Consider the following 18,908-nt stretch of genomic DNA (forward strand, 5'->3'; position numbering starts at 1 on the left):
ATGAAAACTACTTTAAATTTTATATTTCTTATTTTATTGATATCAAATGTATTCTCACAGCAAACAATTAAAACAAAATCTGAAGATTTAAAAAGCGTTTATAATATTCAGGATAGTGTAATGATCAAGACTAGAGATGGAGCTTTTATATCGGCAATAGTAGTGCGAAAAAAAGGAATTATGATTCCAAAACCTGTTATACTTCAATTTACTATTTATGTTTCAGAAGAAAGAGATTTGAAATCTTTAAAAGCTGCCGCAGACAATGATTATGTTGGCGTAATTGCTTATTCACGAGGAAAGCGATTTAGTCCTGGAGAAATATTTCCGTACGAAAATGATGCTAATGACGCTTATGATGTTATCGACTGGATCAGTAAGCAAGAATGGTGCGATGGAAGAGTAGGAATGTATGGAGGAAGTTATAATGGATTAACACAATGGGCCGCCTGTAAAAAAATGCATCCGGCACTTAAAACGATAGTTCCTTATGTTGCTAATAAAGCAGGAATGGGTTTGCCCATGGAAAACAATGTATTTATAAACCCTAATTATGAATGGTCGTTTTACGTTGGAAATAATAAATATTTGGATACTCTAGTAGGAAATGATAGACAGCGTTTTAGAAAAATGCAGTTTAATTGGTGGCAAAGCGGAGTAGCTTATAAAAAAATGGATAGTATTGATGGAAGTCCAAATAGGCTTTTTCAACGATGGATTCAACATCCTTCTTTTGACGAATATTGGCAAAAAATGGGACCGTACAAAAAAGATTTCGCTCAAATAAATATTCCTATTTTGGCAATCGATGGCTATTACAATGATTCTCAGAATTCGAGTTTATATTATTTAAGAGAACTTCATAAATATAATCCTAAAGCTGATTCTTATTTAATTATCGGTCCATATAGTCATTTTGGTGCGCAAAGAGGAGGAATTGCTGTACTGAATGGTTATAAAGTTGATGCAGATGCTTTGATAAATACCAACAAAATAACCTATCAATGGTTTGATTATATTTTTAAAAATAAACCCAAACCAGAAATTTTAAAAGATAGAGTTAATTACCAAGTGATGGGAGCTAATGAATGGAGGAGCGCTCCCTCTATAGATAAAATGAATAACGGCTTTCTAACATTTTATCTGAGCAATGATAAATTGGGTGATTTTTATTCATTGGATAACAAGAAACCTGCTAAAAAAGGCTATTTGCCACAAGAGGTTGATTTTGCTGATAGAGTGAATAGCAACAACTTTTATTACCCAGATCCAATTATTAATGACCAAGTCGATACAACAAACGGATATGTTTTTATAAGCGATCCAATAAAAGAGCCTTTGTTGGTAAATGGTTCATTTTTAGGAGAAATCAAAGCCAGTATCAATAAAAAAGATATGGATATCGGCGTGACTTTGTACGAGGTAATGCCTGATGGAACTTATTTTCATTTGGCTTATTTTATTGGCCGAGCCAGTTATGCTAAAGATATTACCCAAAGAAATCTGTTGAAACCAGATACGATAGAAACGATTCCTTTTTCAAACACACACTTAGTAAGCAAACAATTAAGTAAAGGAAGTAGATTATTAATCACATTAAATGTAAATAAAAATCCATTTTCAGAAATAAATTACGGAACCGGAAAAACAGTCACCGAAGAAAGTATCAAAGACGCCAAAGAACCATTAAAAATAAAATGGTATAACGACAGTTTTGTAAAAATTCCAATCTGGAAATAAAAATAAAAGCCGAATCTTGTTAAAGATTCGGCTTTTTTATAGATACAGTTTCTAACTTGAAACTTGAAACATTTCTAAACTTGAAACTAAAAATTAACCTAAGAAAGGATATCTGTAATCTTCTGGAGTTACAAAAGTTTCTTTTATAGTTCTTGGAGAAGCCCAACGTAATAAGTTCAATGCAGAACCTGCTTTATCGTTAGTTCCAGAAGCTCTTGCTCCACCAAACGGCTGCATTCCTACAACAGCTCCAGTTGGTTTATCGTTGATATAGAAGTTACCAGCTGAGTTTTGTAATTTCGTTGTAGCCACTTCAATAGCATAACGATCCTGGCTGAAAACTGCTCCAGTTAAAGCGTACTCAGAAGTAGTATCAACTAATTCTAAAGTTTCTTCCCATTTAGCATCTTCGTAAACATAAATCGTGATAACTGGTCCGAACAACTCAGTTTCCATTGTAGTATATTTTGGATTTGTAGTTACAATAACTGTTGGTTCAATAAAGTATCCAACAGATTTATCGTAGTTACCACCAACAATAATTTCAGCATCAGCATCTTTTTTAGCTTGGTCGATATAACTAGCTAATTTGTCAAAAGAACCTTCGTGGATAACTGCTGTAATGAAGTTTCCGAAATCTTCTGGAGAACCCATTTTCATAGATTTTACATCAGCGATTAATTGTTCTTTTACAGCTGGCCATAAACTTTGTGGGATATAAGCTCTAGATGCCGCAGAACATTTTTGCCCTTGGAATTCAAATGCTCCACGAGTAATTCCTGTAACTACTTGTTTTACGTTTGCGCTTGGGTGAGCGATGATAAAATCTTTACCTCCAGTTTCACCAACGATTCTTGGGTAAGTTTTGTAATTGTGGATGTTAGCTCCAATTTTAGCCCAGATATCTTTAAACACATGAGTTGAACCTGTAAAGTGAACACCAGCAAAATCACGGCTCGCTAAAACAGTATCAGTAATCATTAAAGCATCTCCAAAAACTACATTGATAACGCCATCAGGAACTCCTGCTTCTTTGAAAACATCCAAAATGATTTTAGTTGAAAATACTTGGCTGTCGCTTGGTTTCCAAACTACAACGTTACCCATCATAGCAGCACTTGCAGGAAGGTTAGCAGCGATTGCAGTAAAGTTGAATGGAGTAATAGCATAAACAAAACCTTCAAGAGGTCTGTATTCTACACGGTTCCAAACAGAAGAATCTGATTTTGGCTGATCGTTGTAGATTTGAGTCATGAACTCAACATTGTAACGTAAAAAGTCGATTAATTCGCAAGAAGCATCGATTTCTGCTTGATGAATATTTTTAGACTGACCAATCATTGTTGCTGCGTTAATACGAGCTCTGTATGGTCCTGCGATTAATTCAGCAGCTTTTAAGAAAATAGCAGCACGTTGTTCCCATGCCATATTTGCCCACGCTTTTCTTGATTCAAGAGCATTTGCAATTGCTTTTTCAATATGTTGTTTTTCAGCTAAATGATATTTTCCAACAACGTGTTGGTGATCATGTGGTGCTGTAATGTTTCTTGTGTTTCCAGTTCTGATTTCTTCACTTCCAATGTGTAAAGGAACATCAATTTGAGAGTTCCACATTGTAGCGTAAGCTGCTTGTACAGCTGCTTTTTCTGGTGAGTTCGGTGCGTATCCTTTTACAGGCTCGTTTACCGCTTTTGGTACATGAAAGAATCCTTTTAACATGGGATAAATTATTTTAAAATTACGATTTGTTTAATTTTTTACAAAAGTACAAATGATAATCTGAATTTATCACAATACAATATTAAAAAGTTGAATTTTAATAAGGGAATGATTTAGTTTGTAAAATAATCAATATTTAATTGCTTAAAATCAAAAAGATTTAGACAAAAAAAATGTTTACTTGAATTTTGAAAAATAAAAAAAACAGAAACGAACCTTAAATTAGTTCAATGCAAAAGGAGCACACATTCTAAAAGTAGGAACAATAACTTTGAACGTTTTAGTTGTAGTAAAATTGATCATATTAAAATGACCTTTCATAGCGCCATAAGGAGATGACAATAAACAACCAGAGCTGTAAGTGTGGTTTTCACCTGGTTTTAAAACCGGTTTTTTACCAATAACGCCTTCACCGTCTACAATATCCAAATCATTTAAAGAATCAAAAATTTCCCAATGACGCGAAGTTAATTGTACAGAGTCTTTACTATGGTTTTCAATCGTAACTACATAACTAAAAGCAAAATGAATCTTGTAGTTTTTGAAGTAAGTTCCTTCAAAACTAGTTAAAACTGATATTTTTATGCCTCTTGTAATCTGAGAAACCATACTAAAGTAGTATATATGTGTACGTTATAGTTGCAAATCTACGAAAAAAAATGATTGAAGTGAAAACGTTAACATTGTTTTAATTAACGATGTTTATTGAGTTTCCGTTTCCTTTTCCGATCACTCTTTGATAACGATCAGAACTTTCTTTGTAATAAACCAAGATGGTATATTCATTTTCAGTCTGATAAAAATTTCCATCAACAGCATTTTCATAATCAATATTACCTTTTTTATCTACTGTTCTATATTGATAATTGGTAAAACCTTGTTTGATCATAACGGCTTTTTCAAAAATTCCTTTATCTGAATTATAATCCATTTTATATTCTGGTGAAAGGCTGTAGTTGTTGAACATTCCGGCAATATAAATGTCTTTGTTTAATTGAAAAGCTGGCGCCGAAAGACTAAAATAAACCCAGGCATAATCGGCCTCAATTTCCTGTTTAAATCCGTTGATGTTTTTCACAACAAAATTTCCGTTTACATCTTCATAAACCGTATAAATTTGATTGCCTCTTGCGTGATTGGTGTATAAATAGGAGCTGTAAACATCATTGTTAGAACCCATCCTGGCAACATTATTACTGGCAGCGCGAATGTCTTTATTCTCAAAATATAAAAATTCATTTCCACCCCAAAATTGTGTTTCTTTATCATATTTGTATACCATTTGATTTCCAATGGTATATTGTGGCGGAACATTTTTAATACTAGTTTTAAAATCTCCGTTTTGCAACAAAAGTACTTTTATGTTTTGCAAAGGTGTTTGAAAAACAATATCATTTGATAATATCGTAAATTCAAGATTTTGCTTAAAGTCAATATTGCTGAGATTTCTTGTTCGTTTTACTAAACAGGCAACTGTTGAATGATTTTCGTATAAAACAAACTTTCTGGAAAAAACAACTTCCCGGTCTTCATTGAGAATTTTCAGCATATAATTACCTGAAATTCTAAGCTGAGTTGTAAATTGATTCGGAAAAGTTAACGTATAATGCGAATAGCCTTGAAGTGTATTGAAAGAATTTGAATAATCAGTAATTCTTTGATTGTCAAAACCTCGAACATAATCTGTTTTTGGAATATCACTCGGAATCCAATTGTAATCACAATGCACCACTTCAAAATAATAATTCGCTTCGTTGCCAAATAAATCATCAAACTGAAATGAAAATACAGATCCTAATTCAAATATCGGAACAACATTGGTATCATTTTGAACAAACGAGGCCGTTTTTATATTATAAGGAGGATCTATTTCATTTTGTACTTCCTGGGCTTTCGCCGAAGTAAAAATAAAGAGCAACAGTAGGCTTTGAAATAAAAATTTTGGCATCGTATTACGTTGTAAGATTGTAAATATAAGAATTTTATTAAACGTAATAAGATGCCAATTTATTGGTTTTCGAAACAATTCATTATGAACCCAAAATATATTCTAAATTGCCTTCAATTTCATCATTAATATAACTTTCTTCTAAAAGAGAATCAGATAATAGTTTTTTATTTTCCTGTAGTTTAATGATTTTTTCTTCGACTGTATTTTTCGAAATAAAACGAATTACATTGACTTTATTCATTTGCCCGATTCTGTGCGCTCGTCCAATACCTTGTTTTTCGGCAAAAGGATTCCACCAAGGATCTAAAAATAAAACATACGAAGCTTTGGTAATATTTAATCCAACGCCTCCCGCTTTTAGCGAAATAAAAAACAACAATGGATTTTCTTTTTCCTGAAAACGTTTTACTTCTTGTTCTCTTTTGCTTGCTGGAGTTTCTCCTGTAATTTCACAAAATTCTATTTTATGTTCTTTGCACCAATCGGTATAAAAACTCAAATTCGTAACAAACGAACTGAAGATGATTACTTTTTGTTTCGCTTTGACTAAATTTTCAAGATAATTGGTAACAGCAATATATTTTCCTGAATCAATTTCAGATTCTTGATCGACCATTTTTGGATGATTGCTCAGTTGTCTTAACTTCATCAAAGTATTGATGATACTAATTTTATCTGGACTTGAGTCTGTTTTAAGCAAGAAATTACGAGCTTTTGATTTTTCTTTCTCGTATAATTTTTCCTGTTCAGGATCCATATCACAATAGTAAATCTGCTCTGTCAATTCTGGTAAATCTTTTAAAACCTGTTCTTTCGTTCTTCTTAAAATGTAAGGAGCGATGAGGTTTTTTAATTCGCTTAAAACTTCTTCATTCTGTTTTTTCTCAATCGGATTTTTGAAATTTTCCATGAAAAAAGCATAACTACCCAAAATATCCGGATTAATAAACTGCATTTGTGACCATAAATCGTCAAGCGAATTTTCGATCGGCGTACCACTTAACGCAATTTTGTGCCCAGTACTGATTTTGTTAATAGCTTTAAAAATCTTAGAATTTTTGTTTTTAATGTATTGACTTTCGTCCAAAATCAAATAACGGAAATCGTATTTTTCTAAAATAGAAATATCACGATGAACAATACTATAACTTGTGAAAATTAAGTCCGTTGAATTTATTCTGCTCGCCAATAATTTTCGGTCATTGCCAACATATTGCATTTTAGAAAAGTGCGGTGTGAATTTTCCAGCTTCATTAAACCAGTTAAAAACCAACGAAGAAGGAAGAACAATTAAAGCTTTAAGTGGTTCTCTCTCAATCGTAGTTTCATTGGCAAACAAATCAAAATTGGTGGTTTTGGTTGTAAAACCTAATTGTTCCTGTACGGAAACCAAAACAGACAATGTCTGTAATGTTTTCCCAAGTCCCATATCATCAGCGAGACACGCACCCATATTGGAATTAAAATGCTTCAAAAGCCATTTTACACCATCGATTTGATAAGGTCTTAAAGTGGCTTTTATTAAATCTGAAGCCGTAAATTCGGCTTGATAAATTTGGTCTAAATCATTGTCAATTTCTGAAATTCCGTCCAGAGCCGTGAAATTGCTCTTACGCAAAAGGATTGCTCCGTTTTCTGTTTTGGCCAATTTTGCCAAAGAACCATATTTGCTGAACCATTCTAACGGAATCAAAAAATAGTTTCCATCAGGCAATTGGAAAAGTCTTTCTTTGCTTTTTATATTCGGAATAATTTCACTGAAATTGATTTTATAATTACCAATTGTAATAATGATTTTGATGTCGAACCAATCTGCTTTTGTTTCTTTTGCAATCGAAATTGTATTGCTTTCTGTAATGATTTCTTTGCTTTCAAGTTTTAAATTTTGAATGGTAAAACCTAAGCTTTCCAGTTTTTCCTTATTATCAATAATGAGTTGAATATTAAGATAAGGATCAGAAGTTTCAACATCCGATTTCAATCCGAATAACTCATTTTTAATTTTTTCTAAACCAATTTCGAGTAACTTATCGGTATATGAATTTTCATCTGAGCTTCGTTTAAATTGAATTATTCTCGGCTCATTTGCTACGCTGAAATCAACAAAAGAATGTGTTTTTTTAGTTTTGCTTCCGTCAAAAACATATCCGTTATAATCAAAATAAACATTGAGATAATAACAGTTTTTAAAGAAATCAAAAACAGGCTGAATCGTGTAGGAAACGATTTGATCGCGAAGCTCAATTTCAAAACCATTGGCATCAATGTCGATTTTTTTAGCAATTTCCGGAATGAAATTCTTAAAATAATCATCAACCAATTTTGAAGGAATTTCAATTGATTTTTTCTTTAAAAATGGAGTCAGTTTTTTAGCATTTAATTCTTTTAACTGCCCTAGCTTTTTATCAATAATTAGCCAGCCTGGTTCATCTAAAAGGATGTCAACACTTTTATTCATTGGTAAAAAAGTATTTTCATTTTCTTTTAATGAAAGAGTGTATGTGATGCCTTCAGCATGTTTGTCGAATTGAATTTGAGGCTCAAAATCTAGAGGTTCTATGCTAACTCTTGAACGATAAAAATCTTTTTCTGGTCCTAAATTAATGGATAAAGGAAATTGCTCCTTTACAATTAGATCGTAAAACGGACTTAAATTGATTTTTAAATGCTGGCGAATGGCGAAATCAATTTTGGAATCTTTCTGCAAATCGGCAATGGTTTTCGCTGATTTGATTTTTGCACCGAATTTTTTGAATATAAATTCAGGTTTTAAAGATTCGCAAATATTGAGAATTCTTTTTGAATTAGGATCTAAATTTTCGAAATCAATTCCGAAACTTTCAATTATAGTTTTTGTTGCTTTTTTGTTCAGATATTTGATTTCGCTGGTATTTTCAACAATATACGCAGTTGGGATATAAGCATTCAGATTTTTTTCAAAACTGATGTCAAAACAGAACTGAAATGATTTTGTAGGTTCCAAGGTTTAGGGATTTGGTTAGGCTTGTATTTTGGGAATTGGGCTAAAAAAATAAAGAGTTTTCAAAATATCAATAATTTGAAAACTCTTTATAAATGAACTTATATGGTGAAAAAATTAGTTTTCCTGTTTAAAGCAAAGCGGAATAATTTCGCCTTTTGCCAAACAGTATTTCTCAACTAATTCTGGTGCAATTTTGTTAGTATAATCTTCTTCAATTACAATAAAGCCAATACTTCTTAATTTATCGAAATAATCGCGTCCGTAAACACGAACGTGGTCATATTGTCCGAAGATTTTAGCACGCTCTTTTTGATCTGTAATCGAGTCATCTGCAAAAGTAACTTCGCGTGATAAATCTTGTGGGATCTGTAAAATCGCCATTCCGCCTGGTTTTAAAACACGATATAATTCCTGCATCGCTTTTGTGTCGTCTGGAATATGCTCTAAAACATGATTACATAAAATAACGTCATATTCATTGTCTTTGAAAGGCAAATTACAGATATCTGCTTTTACATCTGCCAAAGGCGAAAGTAAATCGGTTGTAGTGTAATCTAAGTTTTTCTGCTTGCGGAATCTTTTGTAAAAAGCTTGTTCCGGAGCAAAATGCAATACTTTTTTAGGTGCTGTAAAAAAATCAGTCTGATCGTTTAAATACAACCAAAGCAAACGGTGTCTCTCTAAAGAAAGCGTGCTTGGTGAAAGCACATTATTACGTTGTTTTCCGTATCCGTAAGGCAGAAAAGATCTAAAACTTTTTCCGTCGATAGGGTCAGTATATTTACTTCCTTTTAAAGATAATGCTAAAATTGGACGCGCCACATAACTCAAACGAATTAATAATGGACGCGGGATTGTATTAAGTACAAGTTTAAATAATTTTTTCACAAGAATAGATTCGGGTTGTTTTTGTTATAGAACCAATGGGACTTTTCTAAATTCATCTTCTTCATTACTTTCGATTCCTAAAGCTTTGTAGATGTATTGAAAAGTCGATAATAATTCTGGTTTTCCATCAACTAAGGCAACGTCATGCTCAAAATGCGCACTAGGTTTTCCGTCAGCAGTTAAGATTGTCCAGCCGTCTTTAAGTTGTTTAATGTTTTTGGTTCCCATGTTGATCATTGGCTCAATTGCTACAACCATTCCTTCAACAAAAAGCTTTCCACGTCCACGTTTTCCGTAGTTTGGCATTTCCGGTTCTTCGTGCATTTTTTGCCCAACACCATGTCCAACCAATTCACGAACAACTCCGTAACCGTGAGCTTCAGTATATTTTTGAATCGCATTTCCAACATCTTCAACGCGATTTCCTGCTTTAAATTCTCTAATTCCAACGTAAAGAGATTCTTTAGTTACCTGAAGAAGTCTTTTAACTTCAGGAGCAACTTCTCCGATTTCAAAACTGTATGCGTGATCGCCGTGATATCCATTTTTGAAAGCACCGCAATCCACAGAAATAACATCACCGCTTTTTAGAGGTGTATTGTTAGGAATACCGTGAACTACCTGAGCATTTGGACTCATGCAAAGCGAATTCGGGAAATCGTACAATCCAAGGAAACTTGGAACTGCACCGTGATCACGAATAAATTCTTCGGCTAATTTGTCAAGATATAATGTAGTAACTCCTTCTTTAATTTCAGAAGCAATCATTCCTAATGTTTTAGATACGATCAAAGCACTTTCGCGCATTAATTCGATTTCCTCTCTAGTTTTTTGGATAATCATATTTTTCCCATTTTCAGTTCGCAAAAGTACAATTTTTAATTAAAATTTTTCGCCACGAATTCACGAATTATCTCAAAACAAAATTTTTAAAAAACATATTACACAAATCAATTAATTAATTTTTAAAAGAAATTTGTGAATTCGTGGCTGTCTAAAGTATAAGAACAAGCAATTATCTCAGAAAAAAGCCATAAATTAGTAGTAAAATGTCAAAATCATGGAAATTTCGACGGATCAGGATATAGAAAAAGTAAAAGCATTAAAAAAAATGAAAGCAACAGCTTTGTCGCTTTTAGGTTTTGCTGTGCTTCTTTTTATAATTGCTATTTATTTTAAAATTCCGATGTTGCAGGCTTTTAGTGAAGCAGCAATGGTTGGTGGAATTGCCGATTGGTTTGCTGTTGTAGCGCTTTTTCGTCATCCGATGGGAATTCCGATTTGGCATACCGCTATTATTCCGACCAAGAAAAATGAAATTGGAGAGAATTTGGGAAATTTTGTTTCGGAAGAATTTCTGAATCGGGAAAAATTAGAAATAAAACTTGACGAATTCAATTTTGCAACCAAAGCTTCAGATTGGCTTTCGCAGGAAGAAAACGCCAATAAAATTGCCAATGTAGTTTCGGTAAATATTATTCCGGGGATTTTAAAAGCTATTAAAGATGAAGATATAAAGCGGTTTATTCAGGTTCAGTTTAAGGAAAAACTAGAGGGAATAAACTTTGGAGATTGGGTCGCATTGGCATTAGAGCCTTTACAAAAAGGAAATGTGAAAGATCAGTTACTGACCAATCTTTTAGAAGTTATGAGTTCAGAACTGACAAACAATAAAGATTTAATTCGGAAAAAAGTAAAAGCGTCAACACCGCTTTTGAGTTTTGGCCTCGCCGATAAAAGTATTACAGAAGGTGTTTTTAATGGTTTGCAGGATTTTCTAAATGAGGCGAAAAATCCTGGTAGCGCAGTAAGAGTTAAAATCGACGAATATGTTTTTGATTTTCTGGAAAAAATTAAAAACTCCGAAGAAATGCGAATTAAAATCAACAATATGATTTTAAGTTTTGTCGGAAAAAAAGAGGTTCAGGATTATATCAACGGAATTTGGGACGAAATAAAATTATCTATTACAAATGACTTGGAAAAAGGAGACGATTCGTCAATAAAAAACAGTATTTCAAACTTAATTCAGACTTTCGGAAACGGAATTAAAGAAGATGCAATTATGATTGACAAAATCAATAATTTCATTAAAGATGATATGCTTTCGGTTCTTTTAAACAATAAAAAAGTAATTGGAGATTTAATTTCATCAACCGTAAAAAGCTGGGACGGAAAAGAAGTTTCTGAAAAATTGGAATTAGAAATCGGCAAGGATCTTCAATATATCAGAATCAATGGAACTTTGGTTGGAGGAGTTATTGGGCTGGTGATTTATGGAGTTGAACAGATTTATCATTATTTTATAATGTGATTTCTCGTTCCTCGAAATGACAAAACTAACGTAAATAAAAAGAGGCTAATTTTTAAATTAGCCTCTTTTTTATAAATAAAAGTGTTTTTCTATAATAACGAATGACAAGTCATTGCATTTGGTTGAGCCACTCCCATCAATTCTAAAATTGTTGGAGCAATATCACCTAAAACACCATTCTGAATATTTTTCAATTCTTTGTCAACCAAAATAATCGGCACAGGGTTTGTTGTGTGCGCCGTATTTGGGCTTCCATCAGGATTGATCATCGTTTCGCAGTTTCCGTGATCGGCAATTACAATTGTAGTGTAATTGTTTGCAAGAGCAGCGTCAATTACTTTTTTCGCGCAAGCGTCAACCGCTTCACAAGCTTTAATTGCAGCTTCCATAATTCCGGTATGTCCGACCATGTCTCCGTTTGCGAAGTTTAAACAAACAAAATCAACTTCACCTTTGTTCAATTCAGGAACAAGAGCATCCGCAAGTTCGTAAGCGCTCATTTCTGGCTGTAAATCGTAAGTTGCAACTTTTGGTGAGTTTCTTAAGATTCTAGATTCACCTTCAAAAGGAGTTTCTCTACCTCCAGAGAAGAAGAAAGTTACGTGAGGATATTTTTCAGTTTCAGCAATTCTGATTTGTTTTTTGCCCGCTTTTTCTAAAACTTCACCAAGTGTTTCTGTAATATTATCTTTATTGTAAACCACTTTTACGTTTTGATACGTTTCGTCGTAGTTTGTCAATGTTACATAATACAAGTTTAGTTTATGCATATTTTGTTCGTGGAAATCCTGTTGCGAAAGCGCTTCAGTAAGTTCACGTCCTCTATCTGTTCTAAAGTTGAAGAAAATTACGACATCACCTTCAACAATTGTAGCAAGCGGTTTTTCAGTTTCATCAACAATAACCACTGGTTCGATAAATTCGTCTGTAACATCTTTTTCGTAGCTTGCAAGAACACTTGCAACAGCATTTTTAGATGGCGTTCCAACTCCGTTTACAACTAAATCGTAAGCTAATTTTACACGTTCCCAACGTTTGTCGCGATCCATTGCATAGTAACGACCAACGATTGAAGCGATTTTTACAGGAGTATCTTTAATATATTCATCCAAATCATGAATGTATTTTGCTCCAGATTTAGGGTCAACATCACGTCCGTCTGTAAATGCGTGAACATAAACCTGATCTAAACCATATTCTTGCGAAGCATCAATTAAACCACGTAAGTGAGAAGTATGAGAGTGAACACCTCCGTCAGAAACTAATCCTAGAAAGTGTACTTTTTTATTGTTTTCTTTAGCATAAGTAAAAGCATCAATTAAAACTTGTTCTTTAGCAAGTGTTTTGTGTGCTACAGCTAAATTTATTTTGGCTAAATCCTGATACACAATTCTTCCGGCGCCAAGGTTCATGTGGCCAACTTCACTATTTCCCATTTGTCCTTCAGGCAAACCAACGTTTAATCCGTCAGTTCTTAATTGAGCGCTTGGGTAATTTTTGTAAAGACTGTTTATAAAAGGAACATTTGCATTGTCTATTGCAGATACTTTAGGGTCAGGAGATTTTCCCCAACCGTCTAAAATCATAAGGATAACTTTCTTGTTCATTACTTTTTGTTTTCTACAAAGATAAGTCATTTCTATACTTTGCAAGAAAGTCACGGTACATTTATATTTAATAAAATGAAGCGTATTAAAAAATAATAATTTAATTAAAGAAGGACTTTTTTTTTAAAATTAATTCACGCTAAGCTCTTTTTCTTATCTTATTTTTGACAGCATTATAGTCAATAAAGTATTTGACGCTGATTGAAAAAACGTGTTTTAATGCATCATTATTTAGCAAAGCCGTTACATTATCCTTATATTGTTTATCAATAACGCGCTCAAAATTATCAGCATTATTGCGGTACAATACAGAAACCTGACTTCCTGGAGCAAACCACCATGAGTACGATAAATCGGCATTCCAGGAATAAAAACTTGAATTTTTATTGTCTGTGTATTCTGGATATGGTGTCAATGTGCCGTCCTCTTCCAATTGTAAAATATCTTTATTTTCAGCATAAGACCAATATTGTCTCACCGATAAATTAAACGTCATTGTGCTATTTAAGGCATATTTTCCTCCGAGAGTATTAGAGTAAGTAATAACATTTCTATTTGCAAAAACAATGTTGTCAGGAGTGTTTTCATTGTCATCGCCATCTACGTTGTCAATATATCCTTTATTGTTGTTTTTTCTGAAAAAGCTAAAATAATACGTCATAAGCAGTTTGTCGTTAAAACGATATCTCGGACCTACATCAAAGCCATAAGCCATTCTTCCTGGTTCGTCTGCAAATACAATAGACGGATTAAGGTCCAGTGCAAATTTTTTATTGTAATTAGTTGAAACGCTTCCCCAAGCCTCGATTTTTCTCGGAATAATGACATATCTGTTGTCAGCTCTTGGCTCGTAATAATCATGAGATTCTAAAGGATAAATGGTAAATCCTCCTCCGTAATAATTATTTTTTACAGTTGTCAAATTTACATTGGCATTAATGCTATTGTCCTGTACTTTTCCAGATTCTTTATTGAATTCGGCATACATGTTATAGTTGACTCTAAAGCTGTTGAAAAGTTTCGTTGGATTTAGGATTCTATAATTTGCATTTCCATAAAAGTTATAATAATTGGTGTAGAAATTAATTCCAAGGTCATTTGGATCGTAACCTTTCGTCACAAAATCAGAACCAAAACTGTAGCGGTATTTTCCGCTAGTTTCTGCAAAACCGATTGTTGTAAAAACGCCATTTTTATCTTCTTCTGTATTAATATGACTGTATTTTGCATTTCCATATAAACTATAAGTGTTTGCTTTAGTATTTAAATCCCAAGCCAGACCTGTGACATTTGCATCTCTATAATGTCCATTTCTCGTAACATTCGTATTAATAAAAGTAACCGATGAGTTTTTACGAAAACGCTGATCCAAAACGAGAACATTGTAATTTGTCAAAGGTTCAACAATTACGCGTCTTGTTTCATTTGAAATAGTGTCTTTTATTGTAGCAAAAGTTTTTTCGGTAACAGCATTCAAAACGCCAATTCCTAAACCTTTTTTTGTTCTTCCTGAAACTTTTAATGCATTTACAAGATTCACATTTTGAACATTTTCAATGATTTTTTCATTATCATTTAGTTCGGGATCAATTGATGGGCTTCCTCCAATTCTTCTCGAATAAAAAATGTTTCCTTTATTAAATAAATCAGTTCCTTCTGTAAAAAAAGCACGATTCTCATTGAATTGCTGTTCAAACGGACTCAAATTTAAGATTCGATCGTCGTATTTTGTTTGTCCAAAATCTGGAATTAAAATGGCATCAAGTGTAAAAGCATCATTAATTCCGTACTTAATATCCATTCCGCCTTTCATTTGACCGTACGTTTTTTGGCCGTCAGCAGCATTTAAATAATAAGAAGCATACGGCAAAAAGAACAATCGAGTAGGAGGTTTAATGTTTTCAATTCCGGCCAATTCTCCATTTTGCTGGGTAAAAGTTCCAATTTTAGTATCAATTAGATTCCACGTGTATTTTTTGCGTTCGCGTTTTACTTCTCTAAAAAAGTTGATTCCCCAGGTTTGTTTATTTTCTGCAGAAAAACGAAGCGCCGCATAAGGAAGTTTAATTTCGACAATCCAGCCTTTGTCTGTAATACGGGCTTTGCTCAGCCAGACAGCATCCCAAGAATAGTCTTCTCCAATTGCGTCTGTCATAATACAATCGCCCTGAACGTCGGCAGCAGAAACGAAAAACTCAAAATTTTGCTGTCCGTCATTAAAGCCATTTACAAAAACTCCAAAAATATCGGCAGTTCCAAAATTATCTCGCTGTGATATTTCTTTTAAAATTTTATTTGGCTCATCATCATACATCATGGCGCCAATATAAATAGCATCATTATTATAAAGAACTTTGATTTCTGTTTTCTTTCCTTCCGGAATTGGTTTGCCATTATCTGGCTCAAACATGATAAAATTAGTTGCAATTGGCGCATTTTCCCAAGCCGCTTCATCTAATTTCCCATCAATCGAAATAGATTCCACAGTTGATTGAGCCTGAAGGATTTTCTTTTGGCTATAACTCCAAAAAGTGGATAAAAGAAGACTTAAGAAAATTAATTTTTTCATGAAATTTTAAAGGAAAATGGCTGATCAAAATGATATTACTGCACTAATAGACTTCGATTTGTTTCAATTGTTACAGTTTTAAGCGTCAAAAATAATGTTTAATTGTATTTTCTTTAAGAAAATGCTCTAAAACGTTTAGATTTTTTGCAGTGGTAAATATCTTACAAAAAAATCAGTTTTTCTTATAAAATGCAAATTTTTTACTGTTATACTGTTAAAATTTCAGTAAAAAAGCATGGATTCACTGTGTTGAGTTTCAGACGCTTTAATTTTTTTATATTTTTGCCCTACCCAAATTTAAGTATTAACCTAAAGAAATTCAATGATTTACAAAATTTATCCCTTGTTTGTGTTTTTCCTGTTGTCTTTTGGTAAAGATTCAAAAAGCACTCCCGAAATTAAAACTACAGCAACAAAAAGTATTGCTAAAGTTGCAAAACTTACAGTTGATGCTAAAATTGAAAATGTGTATGACAATTTAAACGCAAACCATTTTCAGTTGCCAGAACTTAAAACTTTTTCTGAAGCTTTGAAAGGATTTTACCTTTTAAAAGAAAGAGGAATAGTTCAAAAAGACATTTTAACGCTGATTGATTTTAGTATGTCATCAAATAGTAAACGCCTTTGGGTGATTGATTTGTCGACTAATACTATACTGTTTCAGTCATTGGTGGCTCACGGAAGAAATACCGGAGAAGAATTTGCTTCTTCATTTTCTAATAATAATTCTTCTTATAAAAGCAGTCTTGGTTTTTATGCCACAGGTGAAATTTATCAGGGAAAACATGGAGCATCATTACGTCTGGATGGATTAGAAAGAGGATATAACAGCAACGCCCGTGAAAGAGGAGTGGTAATGCATGGTGCTGATTATGTATCAGAATCTTTTATAAGAAATCATAAAAGATTAGGCAGAAGCCAAGGTTGTCCTGCTATTCCTTTTGAACTGAGAGACGAAATAATTGAAACTATAAAAGGCAAATCGTGTTTGTATATTTATCATCCATCAAGAAGTTTCTCGATGGAAGAAAGGTTAATCTCTTAATTTAGCATACAAATCCGAATCTAGATTATAAATATCAGCTCTGAAAATGAGCTGATTTTTTTTGCTCCAAGCTGTCCAGTACCATTGATATAAAGCATATTTTTTTGTGATCTTGAAACTCACTGTTTTTTTAGAAGCAATTATAGTGTCAATTTTTACTTTTGAAAATCGTACTGTATCGTTTAAAATATGTTCCGCCAGTTCTAAAGGATTTTCTATTCGAACACATCCGGAACTTAAAGAACGGTTGCTTCTTCCAAAATAGTTGCGATGATTGGTATCATGCAAATAAACACTATGATGATTTGGAAATAAAATTTTCATAACGCCCAATGAATTAGTGTAGCCTGGACTTTGTACGTATCGATAATTGTTAGGTTTGTTTTCGTTCCAGGAATTTGGCTCAACAACGTTTCCTGAAGTATCATATATAGTAATGTTTTTATTGGCTAAATAATTACGATTACGCTTCATTGCGGGAACAACATCCTCTTTTAAAATAGTCGGTGGTACTGTCCAAGTTGGGTTAAAAACGACTGTTCTTAATGTTGATGTTATAATAGGAGTTTTTCTTTTGCTTGTCCCAACAACAATATTTCTTACTAAAGTAGTATCTTGAACTTCAACAACATTTAAGCTATAATCCGGAATGTTGATTATGAAATAATTTTCGGCAAAATCGGTTGTAAACCATCTCCAACGTTCTAAATTGGCAATGATTTGTTGTTTTCTTTTTTCTTTTGAATAATTGAGCTCTCTGATTGTTCCCTGGCCAATAACTCCGTCAGAAGCTAAACCGTGTCGTTCCTGGAATTTTTTAATTGACTCAAATGTTTTTTTGTTGTAAATGGTAGTCAAACTATCTTTTCCAGTCATGTCTCCCCAAAAAAGCAATCTTTTTTTGATGTTGATTAGCGCAGCATTGCTCTCATTTAAACTTATTTTTTTTGTCAAAGAATCAGTAGTTATCTTTTCAATATTGTCATCCGGAAAAGTATCAATGATTTCTAGCGCTTTAAGTAATTCTTTATAAGTTTCTGATTTTGGCTGAATGTTATCGACAATACTATCTAATTTGTTTTTGTTGAAAGCCTTAATAAGAACATCATTCACGTCAAGAATTTTTTCGTCCAAATCCCAATCCGTGTATAATTTCTTAGGATCTAACTTTCCCTTGAAAAGATGATTTAGGTATTTTTCAAAATTATAAGTTAGTAAAATGTCATAAGTTGCCAAGTCTTTATCACTTAGAGAACCAATTCTTTTTTCAAATTTTTGTAATTGTGAAGCTTTGTAATCTTCTGGTTCTAAGCCTAATTTATCTGAATTTTGCAACTGTGATAAAACATAAGTTCTTTTTTTTAGATTACCCCAAACAGTTTTATTTTCAGATGAATTATAAAATTGTTTAAGTGTTTCACTTTTATATGAACCAATTATTGCGGTGTCAATTTCGACTGATCTTTCGTCTGTAAGAATAATTGCCGGAGCCTTTTTTTTGACAATAGGAATAATTTTCGGCTCTTCTTTTTTACAACCGATAAATATGCATATTGCCAAAAAAAAGTAAAGTTTCTTCATTTTATAATTTTTTATACATCAAATAGTGTTCGCCAACATCTTTAATTTCAAATGCCTCACCCAGAGTCTGGTAATTCATTTTTTTATAAAAGCCAACAGCGGCGGTTCTTGCATTAAACCAAATCAATTCGACTTTATTTTCATTGCAATAGGTTTCACAATGTTTGACTAAAGCTTCTCCAAATCCCTTTTTTTGATATGTTTCTAAAACGGCCATCCCGCGAATTTGAGCCTGATTTTTTTCGGCAAATATAGTATTGATTTTATAAAATAACGAAATAATTCCTGTTAAATTATCGTTTTCAAATAAACCAAAATGATGGGTTGTCTCTAAATCATCACCTTCAAAGATGCAACTTTCTATAGGTTTTCCTGCTCTTAAAACAGGTTGACGAACGATATAAGTTTCTTTTGATGGGATTTCTTTAATAATACTCATGATTTTTTTTAATTTTTTTCAATTTATAACTTTTTAATTTTAAATGTGTTATAAATTATTGTTGTTTTTTAT

Annotated in this window: 13 protein-coding genes; 3 read left to right on the forward strand and 10 right to left on the reverse strand. The window is 32.8% G+C overall.

Translation table 11 applies throughout. The features are described from left to right. Positions 1-1,740 carry a CocE/NonD family hydrolase gene (locus FN795_RS10125; protein WP_142450485.1) on the forward strand — a complete coding sequence of 580 codons (1,740 nt, stop codon included), beginning with the start codon at positions 1-3 and terminating at the stop codon, positions 1,738-1,740. Positions 1,741-1,833: 93 nt separating this feature from the next. Here the strand turns inward: FN795_RS10125 and pruA are convergent, their stop codons facing one another. The 6 genes from pruA to map all read right to left on the reverse strand — a co-directional run bounded on the left by pruA (position 1,834) and on the right by map (position 10,124). Then, positions 1,834-3,459, reverse strand: coding sequence for an L-glutamate gamma-semialdehyde dehydrogenase (gene pruA / locus FN795_RS10130; RefSeq protein ID WP_142450486.1), 1,626 nt, complete (start codon positions 3,457-3,459; stop codon positions 1,834-1,836). Positions 3,460-3,681: 222 nt separating this feature from the next. Beyond that, on the reverse strand, positions 3,682-4,068 hold the full coding sequence (apaG, locus tag FN795_RS10135; protein WP_012023834.1) for a Co2+/Mg2+ efflux protein ApaG: 387 nt from the start codon (positions 4,066-4,068) through the stop codon (positions 3,682-3,684). Positions 4,069-4,147: 79 nt separating this feature from the next. Continuing rightward, complete coding sequence (locus tag FN795_RS10140) at positions 4,148-5,407, reverse strand: type IX secretion system plug protein (protein WP_142450487.1); 1,260 nt, start codon at positions 5,405-5,407, stop codon at positions 4,148-4,150. Between the two features lie 82 nt (positions 5,408-5,489). Further along, positions 5,490-8,393: a DEAD/DEAH box helicase gene (locus FN795_RS10145; RefSeq protein ID WP_142450488.1), complete on the reverse strand. Its 2,904-nt coding sequence runs from the start codon at positions 8,391-8,393 to the stop codon at positions 5,490-5,492. 114 nt (positions 8,394-8,507) lie between these two features. Continuing rightward, a complete protein-coding gene (locus FN795_RS10150) occupies positions 8,508-9,281 on the reverse strand; it encodes a class I SAM-dependent methyltransferase (RefSeq protein ID WP_035651697.1) in 774 nt (257 codons plus the stop codon). A gap of 24 nt (positions 9,282-9,305) precedes the next feature. Next, complete coding sequence (map, locus tag FN795_RS10155; RefSeq protein WP_142450489.1) at positions 9,306-10,124, reverse strand: type I methionyl aminopeptidase; 819 nt, start codon at positions 10,122-10,124, stop codon at positions 9,306-9,308. 217 nt (positions 10,125-10,341) lie between these two features. Between map and FN795_RS10160 the strand changes: the two genes are divergently transcribed. Further along, positions 10,342-11,595 (forward strand): DUF445 domain-containing protein, encoded by a 1,254-nt coding sequence (locus FN795_RS10160; protein ID WP_142450490.1) that lies wholly within the window; start codon positions 10,342-10,344, stop codon positions 11,593-11,595. An 89-nt stretch (positions 11,596-11,684) separates the two neighbouring features. On the opposite strand, the gene gpmI is transcribed toward FN795_RS10160, so the two are convergent. Together gpmI and FN795_RS10170 are read right to left on the reverse strand one after the other, a co-directional pair. Beyond that, positions 11,685-13,202, reverse strand: coding sequence for a 2,3-bisphosphoglycerate-independent phosphoglycerate mutase (gene gpmI, locus FN795_RS10165; RefSeq protein WP_142450491.1), 1,518 nt, complete (start codon positions 13,200-13,202; stop codon positions 11,685-11,687). Positions 13,203-13,341: 139 nt separating this feature from the next. Then, a complete protein-coding gene (locus tag FN795_RS10170) occupies positions 13,342-15,771 on the reverse strand; it encodes a DUF5916 domain-containing protein (RefSeq protein WP_142450492.1) in 2,430 nt (809 codons plus the stop codon). Positions 15,772-16,093: 322 nt separating this feature from the next. Between FN795_RS10170 and FN795_RS10175 the strand changes: the two genes are divergently transcribed. Beyond that, positions 16,094-16,816, forward strand: coding sequence for a murein L,D-transpeptidase catalytic domain family protein (locus tag FN795_RS10175; protein ID WP_142450493.1), 723 nt, complete (start codon positions 16,094-16,096; stop codon positions 16,814-16,816). On the opposite strand, the gene FN795_RS10180 is transcribed toward FN795_RS10175, so the two are convergent. Both FN795_RS10180 and FN795_RS10185 read right to left on the reverse strand, forming a co-directional pair. After that, positions 16,805-18,397: a L,D-transpeptidase family protein gene (locus FN795_RS10180; RefSeq protein ID WP_142450494.1), complete on the reverse strand. Its 1,593-nt coding sequence runs from the start codon at positions 18,395-18,397 to the stop codon at positions 16,805-16,807. The two genes, FN795_RS10175 and FN795_RS10180, sit on opposite strands and share 12 nt — an antisense overlap. Position 18,398: 1 nt before the next feature. Then, positions 18,399-18,836 (reverse strand): GNAT family N-acetyltransferase, encoded by a 438-nt coding sequence (locus tag FN795_RS10185; RefSeq protein WP_142450495.1) that lies wholly within the window; start codon positions 18,834-18,836, stop codon positions 18,399-18,401. Positions 18,837-18,908: the final 72 nt, after the last annotated feature.

The sequence above is a fragment of the Flavobacterium resistens genome (genome assembly GCF_900182645.1).
GTDB lineage: Bacteria > Bacteroidota > Bacteroidia > Flavobacteriales > Flavobacteriaceae > Flavobacterium > Flavobacterium resistens.